We start from the raw sequence: 12,007 nt of genomic DNA on the forward strand, positions 1-12,007 counted from the left end.
CGCATATGAAAAACTTATATCTTTTTCTATTTTTATTAGTTGCTACTTCGAGTTTTGCTCAATTATCGGTAAGACCAACCACAGGTGATTCTGGTTCAGACAATTATATGTATATTAAAGGAACTGTATTATACGTTAACGACGACATTGATTTAACAAGAAATAGCGATACTGATATCGCAAGTATTTATTTGAGAGAAGATGGTCAGATTGTTCAGGGAAGAACAGACGCTTCTCAAAACTCTGGTAATGGTTCTATTTCTGTCTATCAAGAAGGTACAACTTACGCTTACGATTATAATTACTGGTCTTCGCCGGTAAGTAATCAAGGAAGCGGTTCTATTGATGGAAATCGTCAATTCTCAGTAGCTTCACTTAGCGCGCCTTTAACCACATTAACGAGTAATCCTGTAACTATGACCACTGCCAATAATGGTTTTAGTGCGAATGGAGGTATACTAAATATTGCGAGATATTGGATTTGGAAATATGTTAGCACCGGTAGTAATGACTATGCAGACTGGGTTCACGTTCAAGAATCACAAACTATTAACGCGGGAGAAGGATTTACTATGAAAGGGGTGAATGGTTCAGATAACACAGAGGTAAATGGAGTTTTAAATAATAGTGGAGCAAATCAAAGGTATGATTTTAGAGGAAGACCAAATGATGGGCTTATTACTGTCCCTACAACATCGATAGGAGAAACTATTTTAGTAGGTAACCCTTACCCATCTGCTTTTAACCTTAATTATTTTTTACTTGAAAATTCAGCGGTGTTCGATGAAGAAGGAAATCTTGTACCTAGCAACGTAAATCCAGATTGTACAGGTGGCGAAATAGTATCAAGAAAAGATGCTACCACCGGAATTGCATATTTTTGGTCAAGTGACCCTTCTGTACAGTCTCACAATATTTCTGATTATGTTGGAGGTTATTCTAGCTATTCACCAGACGGGAATTGTACTTCTGACGGGGTTTTTACTCCACCAACCTATTATAATTACACAGGAAGTGGTGTTCCTGTTGATGGTTCTGGTGCTGAACAAACTGGGGTAACAGAATTTAGAAGATTTTTAGCAATAGGACAAGGATTTGTTGTTAGAGCTAATAACACCTTAGATGGTTCTGATAATTATGCGGGTGTAGATATTCAATTTAAGAACACGCATCGTTTGTATATGGAAGAAGGTACGGCTAATAACTCTGTATTTGGAAGAAACTCAAGTCAGAATACTGCTGCTAGTACTAATAATGACTTGAATTCAGAAAACGTTGTTCCAAAAATCAGATTCAATATTGCTTTTGATGATGACTATACAAGACAGATTGCCTTAGCCTTTAATAATGAAGCTACAACAGGAATCGATGTTGCTCGTGATGCTTTCAATATAAACTCTGTTGCTTCTGATGCTGGTTTTAAATTAGACAATAAAAATTACACGATCGACATTAGACCTTTTGATGAAAATGATCATATTCCACTTTACATCAAATTACTTGAACAAAAAGATCTTGCCATTAAAGTTCATAGTTTTGAAAATTTCGATACCGAAGAGGTTTATTTACATGACCTAGAAAACGACACCTACCACTCAATTAAAAACGACACCTATTATGTAACTTTACCTATAGGCTATCATTTGAATAAATATGAAATCACATTCAAAAACGATGAAAACCTTTCTGTCAGTAACGATATCGCTGAAAGTTTTGATATCTTTCAAAATAACAGCAGCCAATTATTAGAAGTTGCTAACCCAATGGGAGTAGATTTAAAATCGGTTACAGTTTACGATATGACCGGTAAACAAGTAATTCAAAAAGTAAATCTTGGGACAAATGATAGATACACATTTTCTACCGCTAATTTAGCAGCATCAGTCTATGTGGTTAAAATTCTAACTCAAGACAATGTTGTTTCAACTAAAAAAATTAGCGTCTTAAATAGAGGTTAATATGGAAAAATATATGCTTCCTTGTTTGCATAAAAAACTTTTTGGTTTTGATTGCCCGGGATGCGGAGGACAAAGAGCTTTGGTAATGCTTCTTCATGGAGATCTTACCGAAGCTTTTTTCATGTATCCGGCTATTTACCCTTTAGTTTTATTAGGCTTAAGCATTTTGGTAAATCTTATCTCTCCTTTCAAGTATTACGGAAAAATGGTTTCATCTTTAACAATAATAAGTATTGCTACTATAGTAATCAGTTATATTTTTAAGCAATTCATTCTATAAGTTTTTTATATTTGACAAAAACTAACTTAATCTATTAATTATGGAACAACAAAAATTACCTAACACTACCGTATCGCTTGTCTTAGCTATCGTAGCATTTGTTGGATGTTGCTGCTTTGGTATTGGTGGTGTAATTCCTGCAGGAGTTGCGCTTTATTTAGCTAATAAAGACAAAAAGAAGTATGAAGAAAACCCAGAACTTTATAGCAATTATAAACAGGCAAATACTGCAAGAACTGTCGCAATTATTGCTTTAGTAATTTCTTCTGTATGGCTAATTTACACAGCAGTAAATTTCTTTTTCCTAGGAGGTGTAGAAGCTTACGAAACAGCTATTGAGCAATTTCAAGTTGAAATGGAAAGACAACAAAGTATGCAAAGTGAATAATTTCACTTACATCAAGCATAAAAAAATCCCGATGATATTTCATCGGGATTTTTTTTATCTCTAGATTAAAATTCAACCTTAGATTTTATCTTCAAATGTTTCTAAAGTCTTTGTAATAATAGAAACGCAATCTAATATTTGCTCCTCGGTAATTACTAATGGTGGCGTAAATCGAATAATATTACCATGCGTTGGTTTTGCAAGAAGTCCGTTTTCTTTTAATGCCACACAAATATCCCAAGCGGTTGAGCTATCTTCCGTATCATTAATGATAATTGCATTCATTAAACCTTTACCTCTTACACGATCTACTACTTTAGAATTTCTAATGTAGTTATTCAACTCTTTTCTAAAAAGATTCCCTAATTTATCTGAATTTTCAGCTAGCTTTTCATCTCGAACTACTTCTAATGATGCAATAGCAACAGCCGCTGCAACAGGATTTCCTCCGAAAGTAGAACCGTGTTGACCAGGTTTAATTACATCCATCACTTCATTTTTCGCTAATACCGCAGAAACCGGATAAACTCCACCAGAAATTGCTTTCCCTAAAGTAACCATATCTGGTTTTACATCTTCGTGATCAACAGCTAGTAATTTACCTGTTCTTGCAATACCACTTTGGATTTCATCAGCGATAAAAAGTACATTATGTTTTTCACATAACTCTTTTGCTCTTTTTAAATATCCTTCAGAAGGCACATAAACTCCCGCTTCTCCTTGAATTGGCTCTACCAAGAAACCTGCGATATTATCATTTTCTTCTAAAGCTTTTTCTAAAGCTTCAGTATTATCATACGGTATTTTTAAGAATCCCGGAGTGTACGGACCAAAGTTTTTACGGGCATCTTCATCGTTACTAAAAGAGATAATAGTCGTAGTTCTTCCGTGGAAGTTATTTTCACAAACAATAATCTGTGCTTCAGTTTCTCTTATTCCTTTTTTCTCGTAAGCCCATTTTCTACAGATTTTAATTGCTGTTTCTACGGCTTCAGCTCCGGTATTCATCGGTAACAATTTGTCGAAACCAAAATACTCACAAGCAAATTTTTCAAACTTCCCTAGCATATCGTTATAAAACGCACGAGAGGTTAATGATAAAGTTTCTGCCTGCTTTTTCATCGCATCTACGATTTTAGGGTGACAATGCCCTTGGTTAACTGCAGAATATGCAGCTAAAAAATCATAGTATTTTTTCCCTTCTACATCCCACATAAAAACACCTTCTCCTCTACTCAATACAGCAGGAAGCGGATGGTAGTTATGCGCTCCATATTTATCTTCTAATTTAATTGCTTCTTCTGATGAAGAAATTTCTACAACTGACATTTGTTAAATTCTTTTCAATTTTACTTTATCGATTCCTTCTTAAAAAGGGAGAGAAATCATCCCAAAATCACTTGTTGGCAAAATAAGAAATCTTTGTTGAAATCTAAACTCTTCAACTTATAAAATCTTGTTACTTTTGCAGCTATGGCAAGAAAAAATAAAAAAAAAGTATTTCCCGCTTTAGAAGTGATCGACGCGGGTGCAAAGGGTAAAGCAATTGCTAAGGCTCCAGACGGGAAAGTGGTATTTATCGATAACGCCGTTCCTGGTGATGTGGCCGATGTACAGACCTATAAGAAACGAAAAGCGTATTATTACGGTAAAGTTGCTAATTACGTTTCGTATTCCGATAAAAGAACAGAACCTGTTTGCCAACATTTTGGAACCTGCGGTGGTTGCAAATGGCAAAATATGGACTATAAATATCAACTTTTTTACAAGCAACAAGAAGTTGAAAATAACCTAAAACGTTTAGGGAAGATCGATTTACCAGAAACCACGCCTATTGCCGGTAGTAAAGAGATTTATTTTTACCGCAATAAAATGGAATTCTCATTTAGCGATAGTAAATGGCTAACGCTAGATGAAATTAAAAGTGGTGTTGAAATTGAAGACAAGAATGCACTTGGTTTTCATATTCCCGGAATGTGGGACAAGATTCTGAATATCGAAAAATGTCACCTACAAGCAGATCCTAGCAACGCCATTAGAAATGAAGTTCGAGATTTTGCAAGCAAAAACAATATTCCGTTTTTTAATGCAAGAAACCAAGAAGGTCTGTTAAGAACGCTAATGATTAGAACTTCTTCTACCGGAGAAATTATGGTGTTGGTTCAGTTTTTCTATGAAGACAAAGAAAATAGCGAATTATTACTGAACTTCATAGCAGAACGTTTCCCGGAGATCACCTCGCTTCAATATGTAGTGAATGAAAAAGGAAATGATACTATTTACGATCAAGAAGTGATTTGCTTTAAGGGAAGAGATCATATTTTTGAAGAAATGGAAGGTTTAAAATTCAAAATAAACGCAAAATCTTTTTACCAAACTAATTCTGAGCAAGCTTACGAACTTTATAAGATCACTCGAGAATTTGCCGATTTAGATGAAAACGATCTGGTTTACGACCTTTACACCGGTACCGGAACCATCGCGCAGTTTGTGGCCAAAAAGGCTAAAAAAGTAATTGGTGTTGAAGCGGTACCTGAAGCAATTGAAGATGCTAAGAAAAATGCACAATTAAACGAGATCGATAACGTTGAGTTTTATGTGGGCGATATGAAAAAAGTTTTCACGCAAGACTTTATCGATACCCACGGGCAACCCGATGTAATTATTACCGATCCGCCACGTGACGGGATGCATAAAGATGTTGTTGCGCAAATTATTAGTATTTTACCAAAGAAAATCGTTTATGTAAGCTGTAATTCTGCCACACAAGCCAGAGATTTAGCTTTGTTAGACGAACATTATAAAGTAACAAAAGTACAACCGGTCGATATGTTTCCGCAGACGCATCACGTAGAAAATGTAGTTCGATTAGAATTAAGATAAGCTCATGAAAAAATACCTTCTTTTAAGTCTTTTTGTGGCGCTAATTTGTACAAGTAGCTGCCAAAGAGATGATATTTGCCCAGAATCGACCCAAACCACACCTAAATTGGTGATCGAGTTTTTTGATATCGATTTTCCTGAGCAATCAAAATCGGTGCCTCGACTTAATGTGATCGCAGAAGGTGAATCTGAATTTTATTTTGAAACGACAGAAAATAGATCGACTATCAGTATTCCGCTAAGAACTACCGAGAATTTTACGAATTTTAGCTTTGTAAGAAATCACGATTTACCGGAAGATAGTAACTTGACCTCTAATGCAGACGAAATTCAGTTTAGTTATACGGTAAACCTAGAATACGTAAGCAGGTCTTGTGGTTACAAAGCAGAATTTATCAATTTTAATGCGGTTTTAGTAAATGAAGAAGAATCTGTAAACTGGATTCAAGGTATTCAAGTTATTCAACCTAACGATATTTTAAATGAACAAGATACACATCTATATATTTTCCATTAGTTTTTCGTTATTTTCAGCTTTAGGTTTTTCTCAGGAAGAAGAAAAAGAAAATCCTATCGATACGATAATTGCGTACAAAGATAAATATGGAATTAGAGCCGGAGTAGATTTTGTAAAGCTTGCTCGATCGTTTGTTGACGACGATTATCAGGGTTTCGAAATTATGGGTGATTATCGTATTTATAAAACCTACTATTTAGCCGCAGAAATCGGAAATGAAAATTACACCTATACCGAACCTTTTATCGAAGCTAACACGCAAGGAAGCTACATTAAAATTGGTGGTAATTATAATTTTTACGATAACTGGTTAGGGATGCAAAACGAATTATATGCCGGTTTACGCTACGGTTTTGCTAATTATAACCATACGCTAGAGCGCTACCGCGTGTACACTTCAGACAACTATTTTCAAGACGATGTACGTGAAGTTTACCGCGATTATGACGGACTTACGACTAGTTGGGCAGAATTTCAGTTAGGGATGAAGGTGGAAGTGCTCAACAACTTATTTTTAAGCGCACACGTTCAGCTTAAAGTTGCCATTGGCGACACCGAACTAGACGATTTTGAAAGTCTTTACATTCCTGGTTTCCATCGTACTTACCAAGATAGCAATATTGGCGTTGGTTGGGGTTATGGACTTTCTTATATGATCCCAATTACCAAAAAAGATAGAAAACAAGAAGTAGCTAATTAGGTTCTATTTTAATTTATGAACCTTTTTAGTGCCTTCGTAAATTTCATATTTCAATAACCTAGAATCTAGTTTTCCGTTGTAAAGTTTTATTTTTCTTGAGGGACGTAATCCTACGTTTTTAATTGCTTCTAGATTAGAAACAATAAACCAAGCTTGCGTTCCCGGGTAACTTTGCTTTAGCGTGTCACCAATATTCTTATAGAATTCCTCTAAATTCAACAGTTCTAATCGTTCCCCATAAGGCGGATTAAAAACCATATGCAAATGCTTATCGGTATACTTTTCAGTATGAAAAAAATCGTTTCTTTCTACAGAAACAAATTCTTCTAAATTCGCATTTCTAATATTATCTTTTGCTTTTGCTACTGCTGAAGGTGATTTATCGTAACCGATAATTTTATGCTCAAATCCTCTTATTTTATTGAGCGCAGATGCTTCAATTTTTTCAAATAGATCTACATCCCAATCTTTCCATTTTTCAAATCCAAATTCTTTTTTATTCAAATTCGGCGGAATGTTACAAGCGATCATTGCTGCTTCAGCTAAAATAGTTCCGCTACCACACATCGGGTCTAAAAAATCTGATCTTCCGTCCCAACCCGACATTAAAAGCATTCCGGCAGCCAAGACTTCGTTGATCGGTGCAATATTGGTGGCAGATTTATAACCTCTTTTATGTAACGATTGTCCTGAACTATCTAAAGAAACGGTACATTGTACATCTTCAATATGAATATTAATCCTCAAATGCGGAAATTGAAGATCGACACTCGGTCTTCTTCCGGTGGTATTTCTAAAATAATCGACAATCGCATCTTTACTTTTTAAAGCTATAAATTTACTGTGCGTAAATCTACGAGAATGCACCGTCGCATCGATCGCTAAAGAATCGGTAGCGTTTAAATATCGACTCCAATCGATGCTGTAAATTTTCTTGTAAAGATCTTCTTCAGAAAAAACTTTAAAGCTTTTGATGGGTTTTAAAATTTTTATGGCTGTTCTCAAACACAAATTAGCTTTGTACATAAAACCTTTATCGCCAGAAAAACTCACGTTTCTCACGCCGGGCTTCACATCCATCGCGCCTAAATCTTTTAATTCTTTCTCTAATAACGGCTCAAAACCAAACAAGGTTTTAGCAACCATTTTATAATTATTTCCCATAACAGAAGTTCTCTTAGCCGCAAAAATACATTAATTTTGGCGGCTATGACAAAGGTTAATTCAAAATGGTATGCAGAATGGTTCAACACCAAGTATTACCATATTTTATATAAAGATCGAGATTACGAAGAAGCGCAACTATTTATGCAAAATCTAGTCGATTTCTTACAGCTTGATCCTTTAGCTAAAGTTTTAGATCTCGCCTGTGGTAAAGGTCGACATTCCATTTATTTACATCAATTAGGTTTTCAAGTTACAGGAACAGATCTATCTAAAAATAGCATTGCTTTTGCCAAAAAACACGAAAAACCGGGACTTGAATTTAAAATTCAGGATATGTGCAAACCTTTATCTGAAGAGTTTGATGCGGTTTTTAATTTATTTACAAGCTTTGGCTATTTTAAAGATGAAACCAATAACCTCAACACCTTAAAAGCAATTAAAGCTGAATTAAAACCCGGTGGTTATGGGGTGATCGATTTTATGAATGCCAAAAAAGTGATTCGTGAATTGGTTGCTGAAGACACTAAAACTGTAAATGGAATTAAGTTTCATCAAAAACGCTGGGTTGAAAATAATTTTATCTTCAAACAAATTGATTTTAAAGATGATGGCGAATATTTTTCGTTTACAGAACGTGTAAAAGCACTAAGTCTGAAAGATTTTAAGAATTATTTCGACCAAGCAGGCATTCAACTTTTAAATGTTTTTGGAGACTATCATCTTCAAGATTTTGATGAAGAAACCTCAGATAGACTTATTTTAATTTTTCAGTAAGTAAATGAATATACTTTTACCCATTATTGCGGTCGTTATCGGCTTTATTATTGCTTATTTTATTAAAGCGAGTAGTACAACAATTAAACTTTTACTCTCGTTTAGCGGAGCGTTTTTACTTTCGATCACCGTTTTTGAATTTCTACCTGAAGTTTATCAAAATTATGATCAAGCGATTGGTTTATTGATCATGGCAGGTATTTTACTGCAAATTTTCTTAGAGTTTTTATCGAAAGGTGCCGAGCACGGACATTTACACGAAAATAAAGAGCGAAGCAGTTTTCCAGTGGCTTTGTTTGCGAGTTTGTGTTTGCATTCTTTACTAGAAGGTTCGCCTATTCATAACAACGAGCATTTACTTATTGGCGTGGTGATTCATAAAATACCGATCGCAATTATTATTTCTTCTTTTTTACTGAATTCTAAACTTAGTAAAACTAAAGTCGCAGCATTTTTATTATTGTTTGCTTTAATGACACCTTTAGGAAGCTATTTGCAAGAAAATTTTGAATTTTTAAAAAATATTGAAAGGTACATTAATGCCTTAGTGATTGGTATATTTTTACACGTTTCTACCATTATTTTGTTTGAATCTTCAAAAAATCATCAATTCAACCTTTCTAAAATTTTGGTGATTATCGTTGGGGTGATCATTGCTTATCTCTTGTAATTATGTTTAGCAGAGAAGAATCTAAAAAAATACGAGAAGAGTTCTGGACAGAATTCGGCAAGCAAAGTCCGAAAAAATGGATCCTCTACAACACGGGTATAAAAGAAGTGAATTTGAAGTTTCATTTTGATAACAAAAAGGCTTCCTTAGGTTTTTTAATCGATACGGAAGATGAAGTTCTAAAACCTTATTATTTCGAAAAATTCACCAGTCTAAAAACGCTCATCCAATCTGACATTGATGAAGATATTGTGTTTGAAGAATATTACGAAACCGAAGTTGGTAAAATGGTAGCTTATATCTTTCTGCAACTATATAAGGTTAGCATTCATAACAAAAAAACTTGGACACAGGTTTTTGAGTTTTTCAATACCTATATGCCCAAGTTTGAAATATTCTTTTTAGAATATAAAGATTTTATTGAGGGGTAAAACAACTCTTTTTAAGGATATTTTCTATAAAAAAAAGCTACTCCATAAAGAGTAGCTTTCTCGTTATAATTAAAATCTATTTCAACCTTATGCAGAAACTTCTTCTTCACTTTCTACAGTTGCTAAGTAACGTTCTGCATCTAAAGCAGCCATACAACCGGTTCCGGCTGCAGTAACGGCTTGTCTATATTCTTTATCTTGCACATCTCCACTGGCAAATACTCCAGGAATATTTGTCTTAGTAGATTTTCCTTTGGTGATTAGGTAACCATCATCGTGCATATCTAATTGTCCTTTAAAAATTTCGGTATTCGGTTTGTGACCAATAGCAATAAATAATCCCGTAATTTTGATATCTTCTTTTTCTCCGGTTTGGTTATTTACAATACGAAGACCTTCTACTACTTGTTCTCCTAAAACTTCATCTACTTCAGAATTGTAGCGTAAATCAATATTTTTTGTACTGGTTACTCGATGTTGCATTGCTTTTGAAGCTCGCATTTCATCTTTCCTCACCAACATCGTTACTTTAGAACAAATATTTGCTAAATAAGTAGCTTCTTCTGCAGCAGTATCTCCACCACCAACGATCGCTACTTCCTGACCTTTATAGAAAAAACCATCGCAAACCGCACAAGCTGAAACTCCACCGCCACGTAAACGTTGCTCACTAGGCAATCCTAAATATTTTGCGGTAGCTCCCGTAGAAATAATTACGGTTTCTGCTTCAACCCAAGTTTTATTATCGATACAAGCTTTATGAATACCTCCTACCTCTTTTGCAAAATCTACTTCAGTAACCATCCCAATTCTTACTTGGGTACCAAAACGTTCTGCTTGTTGTTGTAATTGCACCATCATGGTTGGCCCATCAATGCCTTCAGGATAACCGGGAAAGTTATCAACTTCAGTAGTTGTAGTTAGCTGTCCGCCAGGCTCCATTCCTGTATACATTACCGGTTTTAAATCTGCTCGAGAAGCATAGATTGCTGCCGTATAACCTGCAGGACCAGAACCTATGATTAAACATTTTATTCTTTCTAATTTATCGTCTGCCATAATATTCAGTTTTAAGAATTGTAAAAGTAGTAAGTTTCTTAAAAAACCTACAAGAAAAGTTATGAAGAGTTGTTATTTCAGTATAAATTGAAATAATAAATACTACGAATTTTACATAAAAACTCAACTCCTGTTTGTGCATTTTAATATTTTGGTAAATTTGCTACAAATACATTAATAAATGAACAAAAACGAATTAATTTCTAAGCTTGAAGAAAAATATACTAACCTAGGTGAAAATCCAGAAACTTATCTAAAAGGTTTACTTCAAGCAAAACCTTTAAATTATTGGGATTATATTGAAGTTGATTCGTTACTGTCGTTACAAAAACCGAGAACCGATTATCCAGATGAAGAGATCTTCATTATGTATCATCAAATCACTGAGCTGGTTCTAAAATTAATGATCCACGAGTTAAAGCAACTCACTGGCGACAATCAGCCTTCTGAAGAAATTATTATTGAAAAAGTTTATCGACTTCGACGTTATACCAATATGTTAATGACGTCTTTCGATGTGATGCGCTTCGGGATGGATTATGATGAATACAATATTTTTAGATCTACTTTGGCGCCAGCCAGCGGTTTTCAAAGTGCGCAGTTCAGGTATTTAGAGATTTTCACGACACCGCTAATTAATTTGATTAATGAAGACGGTAAAAAGCGTTTAAGCGAAAACCCTAGTATCGAAGAATATTTTGAAAATATTTATTGGCGTGATGCAGGTTACAATCGTGAAACCGGTAAAACTTCACTTACCCTTCGATTATTTGAAGAAAAATATTTAGAGAGCTTTGTTCAATTAGCTAAAAAACTAGAAGGCAAAACCTTAGCCGATAAATTTAGATCTTTTAAAAACCCTTCAGAAGATCTAAAAACTGCTATGCGAGATTTCGATCATTATTACAATGTCGAATGGCCATTGGTTCATCTTAAAACCGCACAACATTACTTAGATAAAAAAGGAGAAAATAAAGCTGCTACCGGAGGTTCGCAATGGAAAAAATACCTTCACCCTAAATTTCAGCAGCGAAAATTCTTTCCGTTTTTATGGACGCAGCAAGACATTATTGATTGGGGAAAAGATAGCGAATAATTCTTAGTAGACTTACACTTCTAGAGATCAGTTCAGTAGTTTTTCAGCAAAGAAAAATCTCGTCAACTTTCATATTTATTTAAC

Annotated in this window: 13 protein-coding genes; 10 read left to right on the forward strand and 3 right to left on the reverse strand. The window is 34.6% G+C overall.

Going from position 1 to position 12,007, the window contains the following annotated elements; all coding sequences use genetic code 11:
* Positions 1–5: 5 nt before the first annotated feature.
* From G551_RS0105490 to G551_RS0105500, 3 genes are read left to right on the forward strand one after another with little or no spacing between them, the layout of a single operon-like run.
* Positions 6–1,958: a T9SS type A sorting domain-containing protein gene (locus G551_RS0105490; protein WP_027884609.1), complete on the forward strand. Its 1,953-nt coding sequence runs from the start codon at positions 6–8 to the stop codon at positions 1,956–1,958.
* A gap of 1 nt (position 1,959) precedes the next feature.
* The gene (locus tag G551_RS0105495; protein ID WP_027884610.1) at positions 1,960–2,238 is read left to right on the forward strand and encodes a DUF2752 domain-containing protein; all 279 of its coding nucleotides are present in this window, start codon (positions 1,960–1,962) and stop codon (positions 2,236–2,238) included.
* 40 nt (positions 2,239–2,278) lie between these two features.
* Positions 2,279–2,626, forward strand: coding sequence for a CCC motif membrane protein (locus G551_RS0105500; protein WP_027884611.1), 348 nt, complete (start codon positions 2,279–2,281; stop codon positions 2,624–2,626).
* 78 nt (positions 2,627–2,704) lie between these two features.
* Here the strand turns inward: G551_RS0105500 and rocD are convergent, their stop codons facing one another.
* The gene (gene rocD, locus G551_RS0105505) at positions 2,705–3,955 is read right to left on the reverse strand and encodes an ornithine--oxo-acid transaminase (RefSeq protein ID WP_027884612.1); all 1,251 of its coding nucleotides are present in this window, start codon (positions 3,953–3,955) and stop codon (positions 2,705–2,707) included.
* Positions 3,956–4,099: 144 nt separating this feature from the next.
* On the opposite strand from rocD, the gene rlmD reads away from it, so the two are divergent.
* The 3 genes from rlmD to G551_RS0105520 are packed head-to-tail and all read left to right on the forward strand — an operon-like array spanning position 4,100 to position 6,726.
* Positions 4,100–5,509, forward strand: a complete 1,410-nt coding sequence (rlmD, locus tag G551_RS0105510) for a 23S rRNA (uracil(1939)-C(5))-methyltransferase RlmD (protein WP_027884613.1) — start codon at positions 4,100–4,102, stop codon at positions 5,507–5,509.
* Positions 5,510–5,513: 4 nt separating this feature from the next.
* Positions 5,514–6,026: a DUF6452 family protein gene (locus G551_RS0105515; RefSeq protein ID WP_027884614.1), complete on the forward strand. Its 513-nt coding sequence runs from the start codon at positions 5,514–5,516 to the stop codon at positions 6,024–6,026.
* Positions 5,992–6,726: a DUF6048 family protein gene (locus tag G551_RS0105520; protein ID WP_027884615.1), complete on the forward strand. Its 735-nt coding sequence runs from the start codon at positions 5,992–5,994 to the stop codon at positions 6,724–6,726. The genes G551_RS0105515 and G551_RS0105520 overlap by 35 nt, the downstream gene beginning before the upstream one ends.
* A 3-nt stretch (positions 6,727–6,729) precedes the next feature.
* Here G551_RS0105520 and G551_RS0105525 read toward each other — a convergent pair whose 3' ends face one another.
* Positions 6,730–7,890, reverse strand: a complete 1,161-nt coding sequence (locus tag G551_RS0105525; RefSeq protein WP_027884616.1) for a THUMP domain-containing class I SAM-dependent RNA methyltransferase — start codon at positions 7,888–7,890, stop codon at positions 6,730–6,732.
* Positions 7,891–7,935: 45 nt separating this feature from the next.
* On the opposite strand from G551_RS0105525, the gene G551_RS0105530 reads away from it, so the two are divergent.
* The 3 genes from G551_RS0105530 to G551_RS0105540 are packed head-to-tail and all read left to right on the forward strand — an operon-like array spanning position 7,936 to position 9,768.
* Positions 7,936–8,667, forward strand: coding sequence for a class I SAM-dependent methyltransferase (locus G551_RS0105530; protein WP_027884617.1), 732 nt, complete (start codon positions 7,936–7,938; stop codon positions 8,665–8,667).
* A 4-nt stretch (positions 8,668–8,671) separates the two neighbouring features.
* Positions 8,672–9,337: a ZIP family metal transporter gene (locus G551_RS0105535; RefSeq protein ID WP_027884618.1), complete on the forward strand. Its 666-nt coding sequence runs from the start codon at positions 8,672–8,674 to the stop codon at positions 9,335–9,337.
* 2 nt (positions 9,338–9,339) lie between these two features.
* Positions 9,340–9,768 (forward strand): DUF4268 domain-containing protein, encoded by a 429-nt coding sequence (locus G551_RS0105540; RefSeq protein WP_027884619.1) that lies wholly within the window; start codon positions 9,340–9,342, stop codon positions 9,766–9,768.
* 87 nt (positions 9,769–9,855) lie between these two features.
* Here the strand turns inward: G551_RS0105540 and trxB are convergent, their stop codons facing one another.
* A complete protein-coding gene (gene trxB / locus G551_RS0105545; RefSeq protein WP_027884620.1) occupies positions 9,856–10,827 on the reverse strand; it encodes a thioredoxin-disulfide reductase in 972 nt (323 codons plus the stop codon).
* A 181-nt stretch (positions 10,828–11,008) separates the two neighbouring features.
* Between trxB and G551_RS0105550 the strand changes: the two genes are divergently transcribed.
* On the forward strand, positions 11,009–11,923 hold the full coding sequence (locus G551_RS0105550; protein WP_027884621.1) for a tryptophan 2,3-dioxygenase family protein: 915 nt from the start codon (positions 11,009–11,011) through the stop codon (positions 11,921–11,923).
* The last annotated feature ends 84 nt before the right edge of the window (positions 11,924–12,007 follow it).

Source organism: Mesonia mobilis DSM 19841, from assembly GCF_000423405.1.
In the GTDB taxonomy this organism is placed as follows: Bacteria; Bacteroidota; Bacteroidia; order Flavobacteriales; family Flavobacteriaceae; genus Mesonia; species Mesonia mobilis.

Bases quoted from the DNA above. Each gene is read 5' to 3' on its own strand.
- G551_RS0105490 (WP_027884609.1), top strand. From the start codon at position 6: ATGAAAAACTTATATCTTTTTCTATTTTTATTAGTTGCTACTTCGAGT.
- G551_RS0105495 (WP_027884610.1), top strand. From the start codon at position 1,960: ATGGAAAAATATATGCTTCCTTGTTTGCATAAAAAACTTTTTGGTTTT.
- G551_RS0105500 (WP_027884611.1), top strand. From the start codon at position 2,279: ATGGAACAACAAAAATTACCTAACACTACCGTATCGCTTGTCTTAGCT.
- rocD (WP_027884612.1), bottom strand. From the start codon at position 3,955: ATGTCAGTTGTAGAAATTTCTTCATCAGAAGAAGCAATTAAATTAGAA.
- rlmD (WP_027884613.1), top strand. From the start codon at position 4,100: ATGGCAAGAAAAAATAAAAAAAAAGTATTTCCCGCTTTAGAAGTGATC.
- G551_RS0105515 (WP_027884614.1), top strand. From the start codon at position 5,514: ATGAAAAAATACCTTCTTTTAAGTCTTTTTGTGGCGCTAATTTGTACA.
- G551_RS0105520 (WP_027884615.1), top strand. From the start codon at position 5,992: ATGAACAAGATACACATCTATATATTTTCCATTAGTTTTTCGTTATTT.
- G551_RS0105525 (WP_027884616.1), bottom strand. From the start codon at position 7,890: ATGGGAAATAATTATAAAATGGTTGCTAAAACCTTGTTTGGTTTTGAG.
- G551_RS0105530 (WP_027884617.1), top strand. From the start codon at position 7,936: ATGACAAAGGTTAATTCAAAATGGTATGCAGAATGGTTCAACACCAAG.
- G551_RS0105535 (WP_027884618.1), top strand. From the start codon at position 8,672: ATGAATATACTTTTACCCATTATTGCGGTCGTTATCGGCTTTATTATT.
- G551_RS0105540 (WP_027884619.1), top strand. From the start codon at position 9,340: ATGTTTAGCAGAGAAGAATCTAAAAAAATACGAGAAGAGTTCTGGACA.
- trxB (WP_027884620.1), bottom strand. From the start codon at position 10,827: ATGGCAGACGATAAATTAGAAAGAATAAAATGTTTAATCATAGGTTCT.
- G551_RS0105550 (WP_027884621.1), top strand. From the start codon at position 11,009: ATGAACAAAAACGAATTAATTTCTAAGCTTGAAGAAAAATATACTAAC.